17 protein-coding genes are annotated in these 21991 nt (G+C 73.2%); 16 read left to right on the forward strand and 1 reads right to left on the reverse strand.

Annotation, left to right across the window (positions count from 1 at the left end; translation table 11 throughout):
* The 11 genes from lepB (at position 1) to rpoD (ending at position 12140) form a co-directional block, all read left to right on the forward strand.
* Positions 1–624, forward strand: a complete 624-nt coding sequence (gene lepB, locus H6693_11950) for a signal peptidase I (protein MCB9516895.1) — start codon at positions 1–3, stop codon at positions 622–624.
* A 5-nt stretch (positions 625–629) separates the two neighbouring features.
* A complete protein-coding gene (locus H6693_11955) occupies positions 630–1727 on the forward strand; it encodes a coproporphyrinogen III oxidase family protein (GenBank protein ID MCB9516896.1) in 1098 nt (365 codons plus the stop codon).
* A 57-nt stretch (positions 1728–1784) separates the two neighbouring features.
* Complete coding sequence (locus H6693_11960; protein MCB9516897.1) at positions 1785–2591, forward strand: hypothetical protein; 807 nt, start codon at positions 1785–1787, stop codon at positions 2589–2591.
* 1 nt (position 2592) lies between these two features.
* A complete protein-coding gene (locus H6693_11965; protein ID MCB9516898.1) occupies positions 2593–3147 on the forward strand; it encodes a nucleotide exchange factor GrpE in 555 nt (184 codons plus the stop codon).
* Positions 3148–3154: 7 nt separating this feature from the next.
* A complete protein-coding gene (dnaJ, locus tag H6693_11970; protein MCB9516899.1) occupies positions 3155–4285 on the forward strand; it encodes a molecular chaperone DnaJ in 1131 nt (376 codons plus the stop codon).
* A complete protein-coding gene (locus H6693_11975; protein MCB9516900.1) occupies positions 4282–5025 on the forward strand; it encodes a 16S rRNA (uracil(1498)-N(3))-methyltransferase in 744 nt (247 codons plus the stop codon). The genes dnaJ and H6693_11975 overlap by 4 nt, the downstream gene beginning before the upstream one ends.
* Positions 5026–5109: 84 nt before the next feature.
* Positions 5110–5556, forward strand: coding sequence for a GatB/YqeY domain-containing protein (locus H6693_11980; protein ID MCB9516901.1), 447 nt, complete (start codon positions 5110–5112; stop codon positions 5554–5556).
* 5 nt (positions 5557–5561) lie between these two features.
* Positions 5562–6077 (forward strand): CvpA family protein, encoded by a 516-nt coding sequence (locus H6693_11985; GenBank protein MCB9516902.1) that lies wholly within the window; start codon positions 5562–5564, stop codon positions 6075–6077.
* A complete protein-coding gene (locus H6693_11990; GenBank protein MCB9516903.1) occupies positions 6077–8524 on the forward strand; it encodes a Smr/MutS family protein in 2448 nt (815 codons plus the stop codon). Before H6693_11985 ends, H6693_11990 begins: the two co-directional genes overlap by 1 nt.
* Positions 8517–10382, forward strand: coding sequence for a DNA primase (locus H6693_11995; protein MCB9516904.1), 1866 nt, complete (start codon positions 8517–8519; stop codon positions 10380–10382). Before H6693_11990 ends, H6693_11995 begins: the two co-directional genes overlap by 8 nt.
* A gap of 3 nt (positions 10383–10385) precedes the next feature.
* Positions 10386–12140, forward strand: a complete 1755-nt coding sequence (rpoD, locus tag H6693_12000) for an RNA polymerase sigma factor RpoD (protein MCB9516905.1) — start codon at positions 10386–10388, stop codon at positions 12138–12140.
* A 121-nt stretch (positions 12141–12261) separates the two neighbouring features.
* On the opposite strand, the gene H6693_12005 is transcribed toward rpoD, so the two are convergent.
* Positions 12262–12924, reverse strand: coding sequence for a hypothetical protein (locus H6693_12005; protein MCB9516906.1), 663 nt, complete (start codon positions 12922–12924; stop codon positions 12262–12264).
* 272 nt (positions 12925–13196) lie between these two features.
* On the opposite strand from H6693_12005, the gene H6693_12010 reads away from it, so the two are divergent.
* The 5 genes from H6693_12010 to H6693_12030 all read left to right on the forward strand — a co-directional run bounded on the left by H6693_12010 (position 13197) and on the right by H6693_12030 (position 21932).
* Positions 13197–15407, forward strand: a complete 2211-nt coding sequence (locus H6693_12010; GenBank protein ID MCB9516907.1) for a hypothetical protein — start codon at positions 13197–13199, stop codon at positions 15405–15407.
* Between the two features lie 69 nt (positions 15408–15476).
* Positions 15477–16028 carry a hypothetical protein gene (locus tag H6693_12015; protein ID MCB9516908.1) on the forward strand — a complete coding sequence of 184 codons (552 nt, stop codon included), beginning with the start codon at positions 15477–15479 and terminating at the stop codon, positions 16026–16028.
* Positions 16025–17116 carry a hypothetical protein gene (locus H6693_12020; GenBank protein MCB9516909.1) on the forward strand — a complete coding sequence of 364 codons (1092 nt, stop codon included), beginning with the start codon at positions 16025–16027 and terminating at the stop codon, positions 17114–17116. The genes H6693_12015 and H6693_12020 overlap by 4 nt, the downstream gene beginning before the upstream one ends.
* Positions 17113–18828, forward strand: a complete 1716-nt coding sequence (locus H6693_12025; protein MCB9516910.1) for a peptidylprolyl isomerase — start codon at positions 17113–17115, stop codon at positions 18826–18828. Before H6693_12020 ends, H6693_12025 begins: the two co-directional genes overlap by 4 nt.
* Positions 18828–21932 carry a hypothetical protein gene (locus H6693_12030; protein MCB9516911.1) on the forward strand — a complete coding sequence of 1035 codons (3105 nt, stop codon included), beginning with the start codon at positions 18828–18830 and terminating at the stop codon, positions 21930–21932. Before H6693_12025 ends, H6693_12030 begins: the two co-directional genes overlap by 1 nt.
* The last annotated feature ends 59 nt before the right edge of the window (positions 21933–21991 follow it).

Here is a 21991-nt window from a genome sequence, read left to right on the forward strand (position 1 = left end):
ATGGCCAAGCAGAAGGAAAGCCCGGCGAAGAAGAAGTCCGCGCTGCGGGAGACCGTGGACGTGGTCGTCTGGGCGGTCGTGATGGCCTTCCTGGCCCGGAGCTTCCTGATCCAGGCCTTCCGCATCCCCAGCGCGAGCATGGAGGACACGCTGCTCGTCGGCGACTTCCTCTTCGTGAACAAGTTCCTCTACGGGCCGCAGATCCCCTTCACCGACATCCGCCTGCCCGGGCTGCGTGCGCCGCGCCCCGGCGACGTGATCGTCTTCCGCTTCCCGGAGGAGAAGGACGACTTCATCAAGCGCTGCGTGGCCGTGGGCGGGCAGACGATCGAGATCCGCGACGGCGTGCTCTATAGGGACGACCAGCGCGTCGAGGAGGACTACACCAAGTTCATCTTCGGCGACCGGCACAGCCCCGCCGCCCGCAACTTCGGCCCCTACGCGGTGCCGCCGGGCACGATCTTCATGATGGGCGACAACCGCGACAACAGCAGCGACAGCCGCGTGCACGGCCCCGTGGACTGGCGGAAGGCGGTGCGCGGCAAGGCGATCTTCATCTACTGGTCCTGGGACAAGGAGCATCACCTGCCCCGCTTCAGCCGCATCGGCGACCTGATCCGCTGAGCGCCATGTCCCGCGGGCTCTACATCCACGTGCCCTTCTGCGCCACCCGCTGCAGCTACTGCAGCTTCTACACCGTGACCGGCGGTGACCAGGACGCCTACCTGGACGCCCTGCTCACGCAGCTCGCCCAGGAGGCGCCCGCGCTGGGGCCGGGCCCGGTGGACAGCGTCTTCATGGGCGGGGGCACGCCCAGCTGGCTGGCGCCCGCGGCGATGGAGCGCCTGCTGGAGGCGCTCGCTCCCCGGGTGGGGCCGGACACCGAGTTCACCGTGGAGTGCAATCCCGAGGACGTCGACGCCGCCCTGCTGGCGCGACTCGCCGCCGGCGGCGTGACCCGGGTGAGCCTGGGTCTCCAGTCCACGGCCGACGCCGAGCTGCGGGCCGTGGGACGTCGCCACGACGCGGCCCGCGGGCTGGCGGCGCTGGACCTGCTCGTCGGCTCCGGGCTCCGCGCGTCGGCCGACCTCATCCTCGGTCTCCCGGGCCAGACGCCGGCCAGCCTCGCGGCCACACTCGACGCCGTGACAGTCCGTCGCCCCGAGCACCTCTCCCTCTACTGCCTCGAGCTCGACCCCGACGCCCCCCTGCGCCGCCGCCTGGCCGCCCAGCCCGCGCTCGACCCGGGCGAGGACTTCCGGGCTGACGCCTATCTTCTCGCACATCAGGTGCTTGGCGAGATCGGCTACAGTGCTTACGAGGTCTCGAACTGGTGCCTGCCCGGGGGCGAGTGCCGTCACAACCTGGAGATCTGGCGCGGTGGGGAGTTCCTGGGCCTCGGTCCGGGCGCGCACTCGCGCCTCGGCGGCAGGCGCTGGTCCTGGGCGCCCGACCTCGCCGCCTGGCGGGAGGCGCTGGCGGCGGGGGGCCGCGCGCCGGCCGTCGACGACGTCCCCAGCGCGAGCGAGGCCGCCCTCGAACGGCTCCTGCTGGGCCTGCGCGTGCGCGAGGGCCTGCCCCTCGACGAGCCGCTCCTCGCCGGCCGCGAGCCCTTCCTCGCCCGCTGCGAGGCCCAGGGCTGGGCAGCCCGGGAGGCCGGCCGCTGGCGCCTCGCCCCCAGCGGCTGGCTGCGCCTGGACGGGATCCTCGCCGCCCTGGCCACTTGACAGTGGCCGGGACCTGGCCTAATTTCTCGCAGACGCGCGCCAAACGGTAGTAATTACATGGACTTCAGGTACTACGAATCGCCCCGGGAGCGCGAGCTGCGCGTCCTGGACTCCGTCATCCGGCTTCACACGGAGCGGGCCGAGCCTGTCAGCTCGGCAGCCGTGTCGCGGGACCTCGGCCACTGCTGGTCCTCGGCGACGATCCGCAACGTGTTCACGGAGCTGGAGGAGTTGGGCTGGCTGGTGCAGCCGCACCGCGCCGCCGGGCGCATCCCCACGGATCTCGGCTATCGCATCTACGTCGAGCGGGTGATCCGGCCGGGCGGGCCGGTGGACCCCTGGCGGACGCAGCTGGAGGCCGAGCTCGGCCGCCAGGACGAGACCCTGCCCGCACTGCTCGACCGCGCGGCGCGGCTCATCAGCCGGCTCAGCCACGCGCTCGGGATCTCGCTGCTGGTGGTGGCCACGCCCTCCGGTCGGGAAGAGGGCGGCGGACGGCGCGCGCTCCAGATCACCGGCGTCGAGGAGCTGCTCGGCCAGCCCGAGTTCGAGGACCCGGGGCGCCTGCGCGTCCTGGTCCACCTGCTCGACGACAGCACGCCGGTGGGGGACTACCTGCGCGCGCTCTCCGACGCCCCGGGCCGCGTGCGCGTGCGCATCGGCAGCGAGAACACCCTGAACGGCCTCGATCAGTTCAGCCTGATCGGCGCGCGCATCTCGCGCGCCGAGGAGAGCGCCATCATGGGCCTGCTGGGCCCGGTGCGCATGGAGTACCCGCTCGTGCTCGCCAGCATGGAGAGCCTGGTGCGGCTGCTGCACGAGGGCGACGACGAGGACCCCGGCACCTCCCCCGCATGGAGTTGACATGATCGCCAAGGAACCCAGGCCCGGCGAGCAGGAGCTCGACGCGGCCCGCGCCGACGACGCGCCGACCGCCGCGGCGGACGCCGAACCCGCGGCCGAGTCCCTCGCGCTCGAGAACCTGGAGACGCGCTGCGCGCTGCTTCAGGACGAGCGCGACCGCCTCCTCCGCCTCCTCGCCGAGGCGGACAACCAGGTGCGGCGCATGCAGCGCGAGCAGGAACGCGAAGCCGCGCGCCTGCGCGGCGAGCTGGTGGAGCGCCTGCTGCCCGTGGTGGACGACTTCGACCGCGCCCTCGAGCAGCTGCCCGCGGACGACGAGGCGCCCCACGCCGCCGGCGTGCGGCTCATCGCGCAGCGCCTCGAGGAACTGCTGGCGGCCTTCGGCGTGGAGCCCATCGCGGCGCTCGGCGAGCGCTTCGATCCGCGCGTCCACGAGGCACTGATCCAGCTGCCCAACACCGACGCCGAGAAGGGCGTGGTGGTCCAGGAGCTTCAGCGCGGCTACCGGCTGGGCGAGCACGTCATCCGCCCCAGCAAGGTGGCGGTCGCAGGCTAGGAGGCCCATGGCTCAGCGCGACTACTACGAGGTGCTCGGGGTTCCGAAGGACGCCGACGAGACGGCGATCCGCAAGGCCTACCGCAAGCTGGCCATGCAGTACCATCCCGATCGCAATCCCGACGACAAGAGCGCCGAGGACAAGTTCAAGGAGGCCACCGAGGCCTACGAGGTGCTCAAGGACGCGCGCAAGCGTCAGGCCTACGATCAGTTCGGCCACGCGGGCGTCTCGGGGCAGGGGATGGGCGGCGGCGGTCCCTTCGGCGGTCAGGGCATCGACATGGAGGAGGCCCTGCGCTCGTTCATGCGCGACTTCGGCTTCGAGTCCTTCTTCGGCGGGGGCGGCGGCCCGGGCCGCGCGCGCGGGGCGGGCGCCGATCGCGGCGGGCGCGACCTGCGCGTGCGCGTGCGCCTGACGCTGGAGGAGGCCGCGCAGGGCGTCGAGAAGCAGATCAAGATCAAGAAGAAGGTGACCTGCTCCACCTGCTCCGGCTCCGGGCAGCGCCCGGGCTCGCGCATGCAGCGCTGCGCCGAGTGCCAGGGCAGCGGCGAGATCCGGCGCGTGCAGCGCTCGATCCTGGGGCAGTTCGTGAACGTCTCCGTCTGCCCGCGCTGCCACGGCGAGGGATCGGTGATCGGCGATCCCTGCGCCGACTGCCACGGCGAAGGGCGCGTGGACGGCGGTGACACCGTGCAGGTCTCGATCCCGCCGGGCGTCTCCACGGGCGACTACATCCCGCTGCGCGGCAAGGGTGAGGCCGGGTTGCGCGGCGGGCCGGCCGGGGACGTCATCGTGATGCTCGAGGTGGCCGAGCACGCGCTCTTCCAGCGGGTGCGGCAGGATCTCTTCCTGGAGCTGCCCGTCACCTACAGCACGCTGGTGCTCGGCGGCAAGGTGGAGGTGCCCACGCTCGACGGCGCGGCCAAGCTCACCGTGCCCCCGGGCACGCAGAGCCATCAGCTCATGCGCCTGCGCGACAAGGGGCTGCCGCACCTGAACTCCCGCCGGCGGGGCGATCTCATCGTGCGCCTGGTCTGCTGGACACCCGGGCGCACGGGCCGCGACGAGCAGAAGCTGCTCCAGGAGCTGGAGACGCTCGAGGCCGGCAAGCTGCCCGGCCCGCGCCGGCCCTCGTGAGCGAGGCGCCGGTCCTGCTCTGGCCCGAGCTGGCGGGGCCGGGAACGCTCGTCCTCGACGGCCCCGCCCAGCACTACCTCTGCAACGTCCTGCGCCTGCGCGCCGGCGACGCCGTGGAGCTTCGCGACGGCCGCGGCGCGGCGGCGCGGGGACGTCTCACGGCGGTGGAACGGCGACGGGCCACGCTGGAGCTCGAGGCGCCGCAGGCGCTGCCCGTCCCGCCGGGGCCGCGTCTCCACCTGGCGATGCCGCTGCTCAAGGGGCGCCGGCTGGACTGGGCCCTCGAGAAGTGCACGGAGCTGGGCGTGAGCGATTTCCACCTCTACGTCGGCCGGCACGGCGTGGTGCGGCGGGACCGCGCGCCCGAGCGCTACGGGGAGATCCTGCGCGCGGCCTTCGCCCAGTGCCGGCGGCCGCTCCTGCCCGCCCTGGACGGCCCGGCGCCCTTCGCCGATCTGCTGTCCCGCGCCACGACGGAGGGCTGGCGCCAGGCCTGGGCCGACGAGCGCGGCGCGGGCCGCGGGCAGGCGCCCTTCGCGCTGGCCGACGGCGAGGACCTGCTCGCCTGGGTGGGGCCCGAGGGTGGCTTTTCGGCCGAGGAGCGGGCGGCGCTGGAGGCGGCGGCGTCCCTGCGCCTCGACCTCGGGGCCCAGCGCCTCCGCGCGGAAACCGCGGCGGTGGCCGCGACCTGCGCGCTTCTGCTGCCCCGCGGCGAGACAAAGCCGCCGGCGGCGCGTTGACAGGGCGCCGAAGCGCGTCTATAATGCCTAAGTTTTTTATCTGCATCGTTTTCCAGTGGAAGCTTGAGCCGGTCAGGGAGGGGCATGAGCCTTCAGCAGCAACTCGATGACGATCTGAAGACGGCCATGAAGGCCGGCGAGAAGGCGCGCGTCGGCGTCCTGCGCATGCTTCGCGCGGAGATGACGAACGCGCGCATCGAGCGCGGCCACGCGCTCGACGAGGCGGAGATCCTCGACGTCCTCACGCGCTACGCCCGCAAGCGCCGCGACGCCGCCGCCGAGTACGAGAAGGGCGGCAGGCAGGACCTCGTGGACAAGGAACTCGCGGAGGCGGACATCGTGCAGGGCTACCTGCCGCAGGCCCTGGGCGAGGGCGAGCTCCTCGAGCTCGTGGAGGCCGTGGTCCGCGACCTCGGCGCCGGCGGCATGCAGGACATGGGCCGCGTCATGAAGGAAACCCTCCAGCGCGCCGCAGGCCGGGCCGACGGCGCCGCGGTCAGCGCCCTGGTCAAGCGCCGGCTGGCCGGGTAGCCGGCATGGGAGTTCATCTGCTGGTCATCGCCCTGGCGGCCACCCTGGGCCTGGGCCTCTATCACGGCTTTCGTGGCGGGCTGATCCGCAGCGCGTTCAAGCTGCTGGGTCTCGTGGCGGGCCTGCTCCTCGCGCGGCCGGTGGCGATCTGGGTGGCGCCGCAGCTGCCCGGCGCGCTGGAGTTCACCGGGAGCTGGATCCTGCTGGTCCTCGTCTGCTTCGTGGCGATCACGGCCGTCTTCGCCCTCGTGGGCTGGCTGCTGGCGAAGGCCATCGGCTGGACGCCGCTCGCCTGGGTCGACCGCCTCGGCGGCGCGGCGCTGGGGCTGGGCATGGGCCTCGTCGTGGCCGGGGCGATCCTCTCGCTGCTGAACTCGCTGGGCATCGCGCAGGAGCTGGCGAACCAGGCGACGGGCTGGGAGGCGCAGTTCCTGGACACGATGATCGACGTCACCCCCGGCCTCTTCGAGCGCCTGCGCCAGGTGGTCGTGCCCGGCGGCGCGCCGCGAGGCGCGGTCTGATGCCCTGGCTTCGCGACGCGCCGGCCCTGCGCTGCGGCGACGCGCCCCAGCGCCTCGAGTTCCCCGAGCTGCTCGAGGAACTCGCCGCGCGCGTGCGCTTTCCGCGCAGCGCGGAGGCGCTGCGGTCGCTCGCGCCCCTGACCGACAGCGCCGCCATCGAGGCGCGCCGCGAGCGGGTGGCGGCGTGGATCCGCCTGCTCGACGAGGGCCGCGAGCCCGAGCTGGCCGGCCTCGTCGACCTGGGGGCGGGCCTCGAGCGCGCCCGGCGTCCCGGGGCGCAGCTGCCCGGCGACGACCTCTGGACCCTGGCCCGGTGCCTGAACGCGCTCGTGCGCCTCGGGGACTTCCTCGCGGCCCAGCGCGAGCGTGCGCCGGTGCTGCACGGCGACTGGGGCAACCCGCCCGACCTGCGCGGCCTGGCCTCGGAGATCGAGCGCTGCGTCGACGAGGAGGGCGCCGTCCGCGACGGCGCCAGCCCCGCGCTCGCGCGCGTGCGCGCGCGCATCCGCGAGGGACGCGATCGCCTCCGCGGCACGCTGGACGCGCTGATCCGCGAGCGGCTGGCCGAGGGCGAGCGCGATCTGCGCCCGCGCCTGCGTTCGGGCCGTCTCGTCCTGCCCGTGCGCCGCGAGCAGCGGAGCCAGCTGCCGGGGATCGTCCACGACGCGTCGTCGAGCGGCAAGACGCTCTTCGTCGAGCCGCTCGAGACCGTCGAGCTGAACAACGCGCTCGCGGATCTGCTGGCCGAGGAGTCCGCGGAGTGCGCGCGCATCCTGCGCGCCCTGACCGCGCGCGTGGGCGCGTGGGTGGATCCCATCCGCGAGCGCCTGGACGCCGCGCACCGCCTCGAGCTGCCGCTGGCCGCGGCGCGGCTCGCGCGCGAGCGGCGCTGGACCTGGGCCGAGTGGTCGCCAGCGGGCGAGGACCGTCTCGTGCTGAAGGCCGCGGTGCATCCGCTGCTGGCGCGCTACCTGCCCGCGGGACGCCGTCCGGTGCCCCTGGACCTCGACCTGGACGCCGCGAGCCGTCTGCTGCTCGTGACCGGCCCCAACACCGGCGGCAAGACGGTCATGCTCAAGACCCTCGGCCTCCTGGTGCTGATGAACCAGTGCGGCCTCCCCGTGCCCGCCGCCGAGGGCAGCCGGCTGCCGCTCTTCGGCAGCCTCTTCGCCGACATCGGCGACGAGCAGTCCCTGCGCGACTCGCACTCCACCTTCAGCGCGCACCTCGCGCGGCTGGGCGACATGGCCGATGGCGCCGCTCCCGACGCACTCATCCTCGTGGACGAGATCGGCGATGGCACCGACCCGGAAGAGGGCGCGGCGCTGGCCCAGGCCCTGATGGCGCACTGGATCGGCCGCGGCGCGCGCGCGGTGGTGACCACGCACTTCGGCGTCCTCAAGGGCTTCGCCCAGGAGACGGACGGCGCGGCCAACGCCGCCATGGACTTCGATCCTCAGGCGCGGCAGCCGCTCTACACGCTGAGCCTCGGCATCCCCGGCAGCAGCCGCGCCATCGCCACGGCGCGCCGCCTGGGGATGAACCCCGAGGTGCTGGCCGAGGCGGAGCGCCTGCTGGGCGCCGAGGCGCTGAGCCTCGAGGCGCTGCTCGAGCGGCTCGAGCGGGAGACCCAGGCCGCCGCCGAGGCGCGCGCCGACGCCCAGGCCCTGCGCACGCGCTACGAGGGGATGGCGAGCGAGGTGGAGGAGCGGTTGCGTCACATCCGCGGCGAGGAGCGCGAGATCCTCGCCGAGACGCGCCGCGAGGCCGAGGATTTCCTCGCCGCCGCGCGCCGCGACTTCGAGCACGCCGTGAAGGCGCTGCGGGAGCGAGAGGCGGATCGCGAGAGCATCCGCGACGGCCACGAGACCCTCGAGCGGCTGGGCGCCGGGCTGCAGCGGCTGGAGCCCTCGCCGGCGCGGGCGCGCGCCGAGGCGCTGCCGCCGCTGGAGCACTGGCGGGCGGGCGACCGGGTGCGCCTGCGCGCCACCGGACAGACGGCCGAGATCCTCGAGGCCGCGGGCGCGGGACGTCTGCGCGTGTCCCTGCGCGGCCTGCCCCTGGTGTTGCCGCTCGCCGAACTGAGCCCACTGCCTCCCGGGGACGGCGGCCCGGCGGCCGGGCCCGCGGAGCGCGACGCGCTGGCGGGCGTGAGCTACCTCGCCGAGGCGCCCGACTCCTATCGTCTCGACCTGCGCGGCTACCGCGCGGAGGAGGCCGCGGAGGCGCTGGACGTCTTCCTCGACGGCGCCCAGCTCGCCGGTTTCCACGTGGTGGAGATCCTGCACGGCAAGGGCGAGGGCGTGCTGCGCGAGGAGGTGCGCCGGCGGCTGGCGGGCGACCGCCGCGTCGCCCACTTCGGCCTGGCGGATCAGAACCGCGGCGGGACGGGCGTGACCGTCGCCACGCTGGCGGGCGGAGAGCGCCGCGGAGGTGGGCATGCCTGAACCCGTCCGCGGCGGTGACGACTTCAAGGAGCGCGTGCGCGAGGCCACGGACATCGTGGAGCTGGTGGGGCAGTACCTCAAGCTTCGCCGCGTGGGCTCGAACTGGCAGGGGCTCTGCCCCTTCCACCACGAGAACAGCCCGAGCTTCAACGTCAACCAGGAGCGGCAGAACTTCTACTGCTTCGGCTGCAACAAGGGCGGGGACGTCTTCAGCTTCGTCATGGAGCAGGAGGGGCTGCCCTTTCGCGAGGCGCTGGAATTCCTGGCCCAGCGGGCGGGCATCCCGATCGAGCGGCGCGGGGGCGGAGACGGCGAGCGGAGCCGCGCGGACCTCTACCACCGCATCAACGAGTCCAGCGCCGCGTTCTACGCGCAGCAGCTGGCGAAGAGCGGCGCGGCGGCGCGCGCGCGCGACTACCTGGCGCGGCGCGACGTGAGCGCCGAGAGCGTGGAGGCCTTCGGGCTCGGCTTTGCGGGGCAGTCCTGGCGGGATCTGCATCAGCAGCTCAGCCGCCAGGGCTTCGCGCCCGAGGCCTGCGAGGCGCTGGGCCTCATCCGCCGCAAGGCGTCGAGTCCAGGCTACTACGACGCCTTCCGCAATCGCATCATGTTCCCCGTGCGCTCCGTGGCCGGGCGCGTGGTGGGCTTCGGCGCGCGCGTCCTCGACGACTCCCTGCCCAAGTACGTGAACTCCGCGGACAGTCCCGTCTACACGAAGAAGGCGATCCTCTACGGCCTCGATCGCGCCTGGCGCGAGATCCGGCGCAGCAAGCTGGCCGTGCTGGTGGAGGGCTACTTCGACGTCATCAGCTTGCACCAGGCGGGCGTGCCCCAGGCCGTGGCCGCCTGCGGCACGGCCTTCAGCAGCGATCAGGCGAAGCTGCTGGGCCGCTACACCGAGCGCGTCTGCGTGGTGACCGACGGCGACGCGGCCGGCCAGAAGGCCGCCGTCCGGGCCGCGGGCGTGCTGCTCACGGTGGGCCTGAGGCCCAGCGTGCTGGCCATGCCGCAGGGCGAGGATCCCGACAGCCTGGTGCGCGCCGAGGGCGGCGACGCCTTCCGCGAGCGTCTGCGCCGTGCGCCGGACTACTTCGGCTTCATGCGCGAGCTGGTGGCCGGCCGTGGCGATCGCCCGGCCGAGCGCGAGCGGGCGGTGCGCCGCATCCTGGAGGACCTCACCGCCTTCCCCGAGGGCGACCTGCATCTGGAGAGCCTGCTGGAGGAGCTGTCGCAGGCCTTCGGCGTGGACGGCGCCGTGCTGCGCCGCGCGCTGCGCGAGACGCGCCGCGTGGCGGACGGCCGGCGCGGCCCCCGCCGACGGCCCGAGGCCGAGCCCGAGCCCGGGCAGGCGGCGCCGCGGCGCAAGGGGGATGACGCGCCCGTCGCCGACGCCGAGGCGGCCAGCCAGGAGCGCCGCGAGAAGCTGATGCTCGCGGTTCTCCTCCAGCGGGAGGCCCAGCGGGGCGAGGTCTTCGCGCTCCTGCGGCCGGAGCACTTCGCCGACCCCCTGCGGGCCCGGATCTTCTCCGTGCTCTCCGCCCTGGGCCGGGTCCCCGCCAGCGGCGAGCTGGGGGAGCTCTTCCCGGATCCGGCCGCCGCGCGCAGCGTGCACGAGCTGACTTTTTTGCGCCTGCCGGCCGAAGGGGGCGGGGACTGGGTGCGCGCGGCCGCATTGCGCCTTAAATTGAAACGTATGCTCGACCTCAACCGGGACTTCCAGGGCCGCGTCCAGGCCATGGAGCTGGGGGGGGAGGAGGTCTCGGCGGACCTCCTCGCGGAGTGGCGTCACGTGGGAGAGGCCATTCGCGGCCTGCGGGCCGACATCGACCGACTTCTCGAAGCACAGAAAGGGTCATGAAGCGTGAGCAAGTCCAAGACGAGTCGCATCATCGTCGCCCTGAAGAAGCTCGTGGGGAAGAAGAACTACCTGCTGCACGACGACATCTACGAGCAGTTCTCCGAGGACTTCGACATCGACGCGGTGGACGGGGTCTACTCGCGGCTTTCCGAGCTGGGGATCGAGGTCTTCGACAGCGATGACGAGGCCAAGGTCAAGCTCCGCGCCCAGGAGCAGCGGCAGAAGAAGCTCTCCGAGAAGATGAGCCAGGCCGCCCAGCAGACCATGCGCTACGACGACCCCGTGCGCATGTACCTGCGCGAGATGGGCAAGGTGCCGCTCCTGGACCGCGAGGGCGAGATCGCCATCGCCAAGCGCATCGAGGCCGGCAAGCACCAGGTGCTCGAGGCGCTCTTCCACTCGCCGTTCACCGACGCCCACGTGGACCAGTGGGTGGAGGCGCTGGGGGCCGGCGCCCTCAGCGTCGAGGATCTGATCCAGGTCGACACGGGCGGCTACCAGGAGCACCACACGCCCCAGAAGCGCGACAAGAGCACCGTGGTGCGCACGCTGAGGAAGCTGCGCAAGCTGGGGCAGGAGATCGTCGCCTACGAGGAGAAGCTCCGGCGCGCGGACACCGAGCGCAAGAAGGCCTCCGCCCAGAAGGCCCTGGACGCCCGCCGCGAGAGCTGGATGGAGCTGCTGCACGGCCTGAACTTCCAGCCCAAGCGCGTGGACGAGCTGGTGAGCTCCCTGCGCGAGGTCTACGCCGAGTTCCAGGTGGCGTCCAAGCAGATCACGCACTACGAGAAGTTCCTGGGCATGGACTACGAGGGCCTGCGCGAGACCATCAAGCGCATGAAGGCGCGCGGCTGGAAGAACATCCAGCTGCGGGGCAAGGGCCGCTGGACCCTCACCGCCCTCGAGGACCTGCGCCGCAAGCAGTACGCGCTGATCCGCAACCTCAAGACGCTGGAGAAGGAGCGCGGCGTCACGCGCGACCAGCTCGAGTCGCTGCTCACGCGGGTCGAGCAGGGCGAGCGCCGCGGCGAGCAGGCGAAGAAGGAGATGATCGAGGCGAACGTCCGCCTGGTGATCTCCATCGCCAAGCGCTACACGAACCGTGGCCTCGAATTCCTGGACCTGATCCAGGAGGGCAACGGCGGCCTGATGCGCGCCGTGGACAAGTTCGACTACCGCAAGGGCTACAAGTTCTCCACCTACGGCACCTGGTGGATCCGCCAGGCCATCACCCGCGCCATCGCCGACCAGGCGCGCACGATCCGCGTGCCCGTGCACATGATCGAGGCGATCAACAAGGTGAGCCGGGCCAGCCGCAAGCTGATCCAGGAGTACGGCCGCGAGCCGACCCCGGAGGAGGTGGCCAAGTACCTCGCGTTCCCGGTGGAGAAGGTCAAGAGCGTGATGAAGGCGAGCATGGAGCCCATCAGCCTGGACCGGCCCATCGGCGAGGACGAGGACAGCAACCTCGGCGACTTCATCGAGGACATGCACGCCGACAGCCCGGCGTCCTCCGCGGCGCACTCCATGCTGCAGGACCAGCTCACCAAGGTGCTGTCCACGCTGACGCGCCGCGAGGAGAAGGTGATCCGCCTGCGCTTCGGCCTGGGCGACGGCACGCCCCGCACGCTGGAGGAGGTAGGCACGATCTTCCAGGTGACGCGCGAGCGCGTCCGCCAGATCGAGGCCAAGGCCATCCGCAAGCTCCAGCATCCCAGCCGGGCGCGCAAGCTCAAGGGCTACGTGGAGAACTACTAGGCCGAGCGCCCGATCCTCGAACCTGCCTGCGAAAAGAACGACGCCTCACCCCCGCGGGGGTGAGGCGTCGTGTGCTTTGCGCTCGAGGCGTGGCGACGTTTCCGCCGCGTCCATCCTGCGTCTAGTAGAGCGCCTTGACCTCGCTCCAGGACGACGACTCGGTGGCGACGGACGTGTGCCCGACCTCCCACTGGCCGTTGGACATCTGCGCCTGGATGCCGTTGCCGAGGTCGTCGACCATCAGGCCCTGGAAGGTGCCGTAGGCCTCTTCGGCGTTGATCGCGTCGATGGTGATGTAGCCGGACGTGCTGACGAAGATGTGCGCGGCGTCGATCGTGGCCAGCCAGGCTTCCCAGTCGAGGCTGAACGGATCGTCGGGGAAGGTCACGTTCACGGCGTCATCCACGAAGGCCATGCCGACCGTGAAGCCCACGGGATCGAAGAAGTAGTCGCCGGGGGCGAGCGGCGCGTGGCTCGAGATGAAGAGCAGAACGCCGTCGATGCTGCCGTCGGGGTTGTAGAAGCCGGCAACGCTGAGCAGCGTGTAGATGCCGCCGACGTCGACGACGACGCCGTAGCAGCCCTCCGCGCCGTCGGGGAAGTCGGGATCGCTGGGATCGATCGCGCCCTGGGCCTCGAAGATGCCCTCGTACGGCCCGGTGGGGTACTCGGTGTACTCGAAGTAGGTCCGGCCGGTGTCGAACAGGTAGTCCTGCGCGAGCGCGGGCTGGACGAGGACGAGGCCGCTGAGAAGAAGCGCGGCGAGAATAGCTCTGGACTTCATATGGACACTCCGCTGCTTGCTGAAGACGTGGTGATGGACGGGCTGCTTGCTCTGTCGTGCAAGCTTCGGCTAATCATATCACAGGTCGGGCGGCGATGGAACGGCAGTCTGACATGCGGGGCGCCCCGAGAGCGCAACTGGCGGAAACATTCCCGGCGAATCTTGATTTTTTGGTCGCATACTCGGTATTTGTACTATACTTCACGGGACTGCCCTGGACAGCCTGCCCTGGCCCGCGAGGCCGGGGGTGGCAACGCACCGAGCGAACAACGATGCCCCGTCCTCCCCGATGCGCCCTTTCCAGCCCCAGCGAGGCCAGTCGCCGCGCCGCGCGCGCCGCGCTGGTCCTGCTGCTGGCGCTCGGCGTCCTCCTGGGTCAGGGGGGGACGGCCCGGGCCGCGGACGGCCGCCTGGGCTACGAGGAGCGGCACCAGGACGGCGGCACGGCCGGCGTGGACTACCAGCTGCAGATCATCACGCGTGGCGCCCAGGCCCAGCAGTCGATGCCGCTCTGGGGGCCGCTCAGCCTCCGCGTCGAGGCGCAGGTCCAGGACGAGGAGACCCAGAGCCGGGTCGGGGACGTCTCCAGCGCCTGGGATCGGCTCACGCAGCGCGGCATCGCGTCGCTGCGCTTCGGCGGGTCCTGGCTGCGGGCCGACCTGCACGCCAGCGGCCGTCGCCGCGAGGAGTCGCTGCATCCCCAGCCCCTCCTGACCTCCGATGCGGGCGAACTGGGTGGCTGGGCCAACCTGCGCCCGGCCTCCTGGCTGACCTTCCAGGGAAGCTGGCTCGACAGCCGGAACTGGAACGAGCGCAGCGAGGGGCCCGAGGTGGAGACCCACGAGTCCCTGCGCTCCGCCGGAGCCGAGACCGCGCTGGGCCCGGTGGGCACCCTGCGCTACGCCTACGCGCGCAACGCCACGGAGAACCTGACGCGCTCCAGCCTCGGCGTGAACTCCAGCCACCTCCTCGCCTACGAGGGCGTCTACGGGCTCCAGGGCAGTCGCGGGCGCCTGTCCGTGAGCGCGCGCACGCGCCGCTTCAACCAGCACACGCGGCAGGACCCCTACGATGGACGCCTCCTGCTCGAACCCCTGGTGGTCGGCGTGCGCATCGACGACAGCCCCGAGATCGAGGACCCCCTGGAGGATCCGCTCACGTCCGTGCCCGGGCTGAGCGACCTGGACCGCCGCGCCGGCACGAGCGTCGATCTGGGTGACGACGCGCCCGTGGGCCTGCAGATCGGCGGCGACTACCGCAACCTGCAGATGGACTTCGGCCGGCCCTTCCCGCTCAGCGAGGCGGTGCTCTACGTGGATCGGCGCCCCCTGGCGCCGGAGCTGCTGCAGTGGCGCGTCTACATCGCGGACGATCCCCAGGGCCAGCTCTGGGAGGAACTGACGGGCGTCACGGCCGTCTACCGCGATCTCGACAGCGGACTGCAGGGCTGGGAGTTCAGCATCGAGCCGCCGATGGCCACCCGCTACGTCAAGTTCGTGGACGTGAAGCTGGGGCCGGTGGGCGCCGTGCTCCGCGTCACCGAGCTCGAGGTCTACACGCCGGACTCGACGCCCGGCCGCGAAACCCGCGACCAGGCGGACAGCCAGCGCCTGTTCACGGCGCTGGACTACGGCCTCGCGCGGAATCTGAGCGCCCGCGTGGACGTGACGCTCCGCCACCGCGGCGACCACGGCGACACCCCCGACCTCGACGATCGCGCGCAGGGCGCGGGCCTCAGCTACACGCGCGGCGCCTGGTCGGCCAGCGCCCGCGCGGAGCTGCACCGCGTGGAGAGCGGCGGCCGGCTCGACAGCGACGTCACCACGGCCGCCTTCGGCCTTCGGCGCCGCCTGGGCGACGCGAGCAGAGCCGGCGTCCACTACGACCGCGTGGACGATCGCGGCGACGGCGGCGACCGCCGCACCCGCGCGCTCAGCGTCAACGCCGACCTGCGCCTCGCGCCCGCCCTGCGCGTTTCGCAGCGCTTCAGCTACGGCTGGCTCGACGACCGCACGGCCGCGTTGAGCTCGCGCTCCTTCACGTCCCAGAGCGTCTTGCGGAGCGTGCCGGCGCGCTGGCTCTACGTGGACCTCACGCGAACCGATCGCTGGGTCCGGCGGGAGGCGGGCGCGGGCTTCACGCCCTTCAACGACAGCTCGCTCAGCCTGGGCCTGACGCCCGTTCCCCTCGTCAGCCTGCGCAGCACGGTGACCTACCAGGTGCGCGACAAGGGCGAGTGGCTCGTGCGGCACACGCTCACGTGGTCGCCGCTGCCCGGCGGGGATCTCGCCGTGCATTTGAACGCCAACCAGTTCTCTGATACACGGGTGGACACCCGACAGGCCGGGGCGGGCGCGTCCGTCACCTGGGAGCCGCGCCCGCGGCTGCTCCTGGAGGGCGGCGTGGACGCCCAGCGCACGCGGCGCGCGCAGGGCAGCAGCTCGCCGCTGAACACCTTCGTGAAGGGCAGTCTGGTCTTCTAGCTGCGGCCGCGGCGGAACGGCCGGCGGGGCGACAACAAGGAGAGAGCTACGATGCTTGGATTGCGGCGGATGGGTCTCCTGCTCGCGCTCGGACTCGCGCTGTCGGCGGGCTGCGCGCCGACGGTGAAGAGCTTCCTCCACCCGGACGTGGACCTGGGCTACGTGCGGCGCGTGGCGCTGCTCCCCTTCAGCAATCTCAGCGGCGACGAGTTCGCGGACGAGCGCATCACCTCGCTCTTCGTCACCCGGCTGCTCAGCGCGAACGTGGTGGAGGTGGTGGAGGCCGGCGCGGTGCGCGAGGCCATGACCCGGATGAACGTCAGCGCGGGGATGACCCTCAGCCCCGAGCAGATCGTCGCGCTGGGCAAGGCCCTCGCCGTGGACGCCCTCTTCGGCGGCACGGTGGAGGAGTACGGTCCCGTGCGCGAGCATCGCGAGACGCAGAACCAGGTCACCGCGTCCTTCACCCTGAGCGAGACCCAGTCCGGCACGCTGGTCTGGCGCGCCGAGGTGCACGAGGGCGGCGGGTCCTTCTGGCGGCGCCTCTTCGGCCTGGGCGGCCGCTCCCTGCACGACGTTTCCGCCGACGCCGTGGACCGCGCCCTGGGGACGCTCTTTTGACGTTCCGCCCTCGCATCCTGCCGCTGCTTGCGGCGCTGGTCCTGGCGGGACCGACCGGACGCGCGGCCGCCGCGCCGCTGCCGCCGTCGGCCCTGCTGCTCTTCCTGAGCGCGAGCGAGGGCGTGCGGTCCCCGGCCGCGCCGGCGGCGCTGCGGGACGAGGCGAGCCGGGCCCTGGTCGCGGCCTTCGCCAGCCCCGGGCGTCGCGTGTGCGCGGGCGCGGCGGTGGAGCCGATCCTCCGCGCCCATCGCGTGCGCGCGGCCACGGACGTCGACGCCGCGGTGCTCGCCGCCCTCGCGGATCGCTGCGGCGCCGAGCGCGCGCTGGTGCTGCGGCTGGTCCTCGCGCCCGGTGAGCTGTTCCTGGTTCTGGAGTCCATCGACACGGCCGACGGCCGTCTCGCTCAGGTCGGCGTGGTCGAGCGCCCGCTGGAGTCCGGCGCCGACTGGCGCCGCGCGCTGGGCGACGCCGTCCTCGAACTCGCGGCGGCCGCCGACCCCGAGCCGCTCCCGCGCGCGGACGCCCGCGCCCTGCTGACACTGCCCGCGGTCACCGCCGGCGGGGCGGTGGAGGGGCCCGCCCTGCTCGAGGCCTGCCTGCTTCGTCGGCTGCTGGCGTCCGGCCGCTGGCTGCTGCCCGCGCCGTCGCTGCTCCTCGGCGAGCTGCGCGCGGCGGGCACGCACCCGGCGCACCTGGGCGACGGCGATCGCCGCGCGCTGGGCGAGGCCCACGGCGGCGCGCCCCTGCTCCGTCCCTTCCTGAGCGAGTACGTCACGCCTGACCGCTCCGTGGGCTTCGCCGTCACCGACGCGGCGGACGGCGCCGAGGACGCGCCCCCGCGCCTGGGCGCGCGCGCTGCGCAGCGGCCGTGCTACGCCTCCCTCGAGCTGGTGGACAGCGACAGCGGCGTGCTGCGCCGGGTCGTCGAGGATTACCTGCCCGCCGCCGAGCTGCGCGGCAGCTTCGGCCGGCCCCGCAACATCACCTGGCTCACGCGGCTCGACTCCCTCGCCGAGTCGCTGGTGAGCGCCCTGGACCACGACGCGGCGGCCCTGGCCGTCGCCCCCTCATCCGGAGAATCGCAATGACCTGCCGACGTCTCGCGCCGCTCGCCGCGGCGCTCGCCTTCGCCATGCCCTTCGCGCCGGGGGCCGCCCGCGGCGGCGCGCCAGCGGACGACGCCGCGCTCGCGCTGGTCAACGGCGAGACCGTGACCCTCGCCGACCTGGACGCCGAACTGGGCAGCCGCCCCCTGGACCCCGCGGCCGCCCCGCCCGCGGTCGACATCCTCGAGCGGCTCGTCGAGAACCGCCTGCTCGAGCAGGAGGGCTATCGCATGGGCGCGGAGGAGGAGCCCGCCGTCCGCAATCAGGTGCTCGACCTGCGCCGGATACGCGCGGTGGTGGCGCTGCTCGATTCGGTGTCGGCGCAGTCGGCGAGCAGCGCCGCGGCGGCGCTGGACAGCGCCATGAACAAGGAGACCACCTTCCGGCACGTGGCGCACATCCTCGTCCCCGACGAGGCGAGCGCGCGCGGCCTGCTCGACAGCCTGGCGGCGGGGGCCGATTTCGCGGGCCTGGCGCGGCGCCACTCCACCGACGGCAACGCGCCCAAGGGCGGCGACCTGGGCTGGGCGCCCGCCGGCGCCTACGTGCCGGCCTTCGAGGCGGCCACCGGTTCGCTGGCGCCCGGCGAGGTGGCGGGACCCATCGAAACCGAGTTCGGCTGGCACCTGATCACGCTGCTCGAGACGCGCACGGAGTCCGCCGGGCAGTCGCCCGCGATGCGCGACGCCATGCACAAGCGCCTGGAGCGCGAGGAGCGCATGGCCGCCGTGCGGCGCTTCGTCGGAGCGCTGAAGGACGAGTACGGCGTGACCGTCAACGACTCGCTGCTGGCGACCCTGGACTTCGGCTCCACCGATCCCGCGGTGCTGGACCGCTACAAGGACAGCGACGCCGTCCTGGCGACGCTGCCCACCGGGCGGCTCACCGTGGGGGCGCTGAACCGTCAGATCCTCTTCAAGTACTTCCACGGGCTCTCGGGCCGCGACAACACGGACGCCATGCGCGACGAGGTCTTTCGCCAGTGGCTGGACGAGGCCCTGCTCAGCTACGAGGCGCGCCAGCGGGGCTTCGACCACAGTCCCGCCGTGGAAGTGGAGGCCCGTCAGCTGGAGCGTGCGCTGATTCGCGAGGAGGTGCTCAAGGCCGTCCTGATGGGCGTGCAGGAGCCCGCCGACGCCGACGTGGCCGCCTACTACGCGGCCAATGCCCAGCGCTTCGCGGATCCGCCCCGCGTCAAGCTCCGCAGCGTGGGCTTCGGCGACGAAGCCGCCGCCCGCCGCTTCCTCGCGCAGCTGGAGTCCGGCGCGCAGTTCGGCTGGCTCAGCGCGCGCGATCCCTCGGTGCGCGACGCGGACGACCCCCTGGGCGCGGACTGGCTGGAGCCGTCGGCGCTCGGCCTCGACGCCGCGCAGCTCGCGCGCGGACAGCGCGTGGGACCGCTGCCCTACGGCGAGGGCGACGGCGGCTGGGCCGTCGGCGAGCTGCAGCTCGTGGACCGTCCCGCGCCCCCGCCGCTGACGGCCTGCCGCGGCGCGGTGAGCGCGGCGCTGCTGCGGGAGCGGCAGCACGAGGCCGTCAACGAGGCCATCTCCCGCTTGAAGGACGCCGCCACGGTGACCTACGCGCCCGGCGCCGAGGCGCGGATCCGCGCGCGGCTCGCGGCGCTCACGACCCCCGACGAGACCAGGTCTGCCGCGGCTGGCGCCGCCGGCGGCGCTGGCGGAGGACACTGATGCATCGCCTGCTCCCCGCGCACGGCCGCGCGCAAAAGCTCCTCGCGCCCCTCGCCCTCGCGCTGACGCTGTTCGCGGCCGCGCAGCCGGCGCTGGCCGCGCGGGGCGGTCTGGGCTCGAAGTCCTGCCTCGACTGTCACGACAACCTGAAGAGCGAGACCCGCCGCAGCGACGCCCACGCCCCCTTCGCCAAGGCCGACTGCGAGGCCTGCCACAAGCCGCACGGCATCATGGGCGGTCTCGTCCTGAAGGCGGAGATCAACAGCCTCTGCCTCGAGTGCCACGAGGACGTCGCCGCCCAGCGCGAGCTGCCGGTGCTCCACGGCCCGCTGGACGGCGGCAAGTGCACCGACTGCCACGATCCCCACGGCAGCGGCGCGCCGATGCTGCTGCCCGGCAAGGGCGCCGAGGGCTGCTACGCCTGCCACGATCGCGCGGCGTTCACGCGCCCGGTGGTGCACGAGCCGCTGCGCAAGCGGGGCTGCAACGCCTGCCACGCGAGCCACGGCAGCGCCGAGCCCGGCCTGCTCGCGAAGCCGGCCACCGCGCTCTGCCTCGACTGTCACGCGGGCGGCGCCAAGCTGACGACCGCCCATGCGGGCGTGGACGTCGCCGCGGCGGGCGCCTGCGTGGACTGCCACGATCCGCACAGCGCGGACACGACGTCGCTGCTGCGCCGCTCGATCCACGCCCCCGTGGCGGACATGGACTGCGCCAGCTGCCACACGGTGGACGCGGCCGGCCAGGTCACGCTGACCGAGACGCCCGCCGCCACCTGCGCCATGTGCCACGACGAGGCCGAGCGCAAGCCGGCGGTGGAGCACCCGGCCTTCAGCGACGGCGACTGCATCGACTGCCACTCGCCCCACGGCAGCAACGAGCCCGGGCTGCTCAAGGCGCCCCAGGCGCAGCTCTGCTTCACCTGTCACGAGGCCGGCGACTTCAAGCGCGCGGACGGCCATCCCCCGGCGGTGAAGGGCCAGTGCAGCGCTTGCCACGACGCGCACGGCGCCGCCGAGCCGCAGCTGCTGCGCCAGCCGCAGCGCGAGCTCTGCCGGTCCTGCCACCAGGAGGCCTCGATCACGCCCGCGGCGGGACAGCACGAGCACACGCCCGCGGCCAAGCGCGACTGCACGGTCTGTCACGCGCCGCACAGCGCGGCCCAGCCCGGTCTGCTCCGCGAGCCCGCCGGCGAGCTCTGCCTGAGTTGCCACCTCAAGGTGAAGCTGCTCAACGCGTCGGAGCACCCGCACGGCGTCGTGGCCGCAGGTGACTGCCTGAGCTGCCACGAGCCCCACGTCGCCGCGCGCGCCGATCTGCTCAAGGACGCGCCGGGGACGCTCTGCCTCGGCTGCCACGAGGACTTCGGCCGCGCGCCCCAGGGCGGCTCGGTGCATCCGCCGGCCGAGGCCGGCGACTGCCTCGACTGCCACCTGCCCCACGGCGGCGAGCGCAAGGGCATGCTCACGGAGACGCCGGAGGCGCTCTGCCTCGGCTGTCACGACGCGGGCGCGGACCTGCCGCACCCCCACGCGCCCGTGGCCGAGGGCCGCTGCGCGGAGTGCCACGACGCGCACCGCTCGCCCGCGAAGCACCTGCTCGCGGCGCCGTCGCCGCTGCTCTGCACGGGCTGCCACGCGGACGTGGTGAGCGCCGAGGGCGCGACGTCGGTGCACCCGCCCTCCCAGGACGACTGTCTCGTCTGCCACGAGCCCCACGGCGGGCAGCGGGCGGGTTTCCTGGTGGAGCCGGCGACGGCGCTCTGCTTCCAGTGCCACGATGGCCAGGGCGCCGGCTTCCGCGGCGCGCATCTCGCGCTGGACGACCCGTCGGGCGTCGACTGCCTCGGCTGCCACGAGCCGCACCGCGGTCTGCAGACCGCGCTGCTGCACGCCAACGAGCATCCGCCCTTCGCGGACCGCGACTGCGGGGTCTGCCACAGCCAGGGCTCGACGTCCGTCGCCGCCGGCGTCTGCCTCGACTGCCACGACGACCCGGCCGCGGGACCGAACGTCAAGGTGGTGCATGCCCCGGTGGAGGCCGGCGAGTGCCAGGACTGCCACAACCCGCACGCCGCGAACGGCGAGCACCTCTTCCGCGGCCCGGTGGGGGAGACCTGCCTCGGCTGCCACGACGAGGGCGCGCTCTACCCCGACCGCGCGCTCGCCCATGCGCCCGTGCGCGACGGCCAGTGCGAGCGCTGCCACGACGGCCACGCCTCCGCCCAGCCCGCCCTGCTGCGCAAGGCGCCCGGCACGCTCTGCCTCAGCTGCCACCCGGCCATCGGCGACGCCTCGCGGGGCAAGGCCCACGCGCCCGTCGCCGACGGGGACTGCGCGGCTTGCCACGACAGCCACGGCAGCGGCCAGCCGTCGATGCTGGTGGACGCCGTGCCGGGACTCTGCTTCGCCTGCCACGACACCGGCGGCAAGGCGATGAGCAGCGCCCACGGCGGCTTCGACCTCACCGACGTGAACTGCACGAGCTGCCACGATCCCCACCGCTCGCGCGGCGCGGGGCTCGAGCGCGAGGGATCGGTGCACCCGCCCTACGCGGAGCGCAGCTGCGGGGACTGCCACGCGGGCAGCCCGGCCGTGATCGCGCCCCAGCGCGAGCTCTGCTTCACCTGCCACGCCGGGCTGGAGCAGGACGTCCTCGAGGGCAAGGTCCACCCGGTGCTGAACACCGACGCCGCCTGCACCAGCTGCCACCTGCCCCACGCCGCGGGGCAGCAGCACCTGCTGGCGGCCGATCAGGTGGAGCTGTGTGCGCGCTGCCACGCCGCCGAGGCGGAGCACCTGACGGCCGCCGAGCACCGCCATCCCGAGGGTCCGCGCGGCCTCTGCGCGAGCTGCCACGACCCCCACGCGGAGTCAACGGCGCCGCGGAGTCCCACCCAGGAGCTCTGCAGCAAGTGCCACGACTTCACCAAGCACGTGAGCCATCCGGTGGGGGCCGGGGTGACCGACCCGCGGACCGGCAAGGAGCTGGGCTGCCTCAGCTGCCACGATCCGCACGGCTCGTCCTTCAAGTACTTCCTGACGGGAGACCCGGGCGGTCGGCTCTGCGTCCAGTGCCACACGGACAAGATCCGCAGCCGCTAGGGGCGTCAGCTCGAGCGAACCGACGGGGGGAGGGCCACAGGCTCTCCCCCCGTTCGCGC

The organism is Candidatus Latescibacterota bacterium, from assembly GCA_020633725.1.
Lineage (GTDB): Bacteria > Krumholzibacteriota > Krumholzibacteriia > JACNKJ01 > JACNKJ01 > VGXI01.

What these genes read in the sequence shown, in the direction of transcription:
- H6693_11980 (MCB9516901.1), top strand. Translation starts at nt 5,110, where the DNA reads ATGAGCCTTCAGCAGCAACTCGATGACGATCTGAAGACGGCCATGAAG.
- H6693_11990 (MCB9516903.1), top strand. Translation starts at nt 6,077, where the DNA reads ATGCCCTGGCTTCGCGACGCGCCGGCCCTGCGCTGCGGCGACGCGCCC.
- H6693_11955 (MCB9516896.1), top strand. Translation starts at nt 630, where the DNA reads ATGTCCCGCGGGCTCTACATCCACGTGCCCTTCTGCGCCACCCGCTGC.
- lepB (MCB9516895.1), top strand. Translation starts at nt 1, where the DNA reads ATGGCCAAGCAGAAGGAAAGCCCGGCGAAGAAGAAGTCCGCGCTGCGG.
- H6693_12010 (MCB9516907.1), top strand. Translation starts at nt 13,197, where the DNA reads ATGCCCCGTCCTCCCCGATGCGCCCTTTCCAGCCCCAGCGAGGCCAGT.
- H6693_11995 (MCB9516904.1), top strand. Translation starts at nt 8,517, where the DNA reads ATGCCTGAACCCGTCCGCGGCGGTGACGACTTCAAGGAGCGCGTGCGC.
- H6693_11985 (MCB9516902.1), top strand. Translation starts at nt 5,562, where the DNA reads ATGGGAGTTCATCTGCTGGTCATCGCCCTGGCGGCCACCCTGGGCCTG.
- H6693_12025 (MCB9516910.1), top strand. Translation starts at nt 17,113, where the DNA reads ATGACCTGCCGACGTCTCGCGCCGCTCGCCGCGGCGCTCGCCTTCGCC.
- H6693_12030 (MCB9516911.1), top strand. Translation starts at nt 18,828, where the DNA reads ATGCATCGCCTGCTCCCCGCGCACGGCCGCGCGCAAAAGCTCCTCGCG.
- H6693_11965 (MCB9516898.1), top strand. Translation starts at nt 2,593, where the DNA reads ATGATCGCCAAGGAACCCAGGCCCGGCGAGCAGGAGCTCGACGCGGCC.
- H6693_12005 (MCB9516906.1), bottom strand. Translation starts at nt 12,924, where the DNA reads ATGAAGTCCAGAGCTATTCTCGCCGCGCTTCTTCTCAGCGGCCTCGTC.
- H6693_12015 (MCB9516908.1), top strand. Translation starts at nt 15,477, where the DNA reads ATGGGTCTCCTGCTCGCGCTCGGACTCGCGCTGTCGGCGGGCTGCGCG.
- dnaJ (MCB9516899.1), top strand. Translation starts at nt 3,155, where the DNA reads ATGGCTCAGCGCGACTACTACGAGGTGCTCGGGGTTCCGAAGGACGCC.
- H6693_11960 (MCB9516897.1), top strand. Translation starts at nt 1,785, where the DNA reads ATGGACTTCAGGTACTACGAATCGCCCCGGGAGCGCGAGCTGCGCGTC.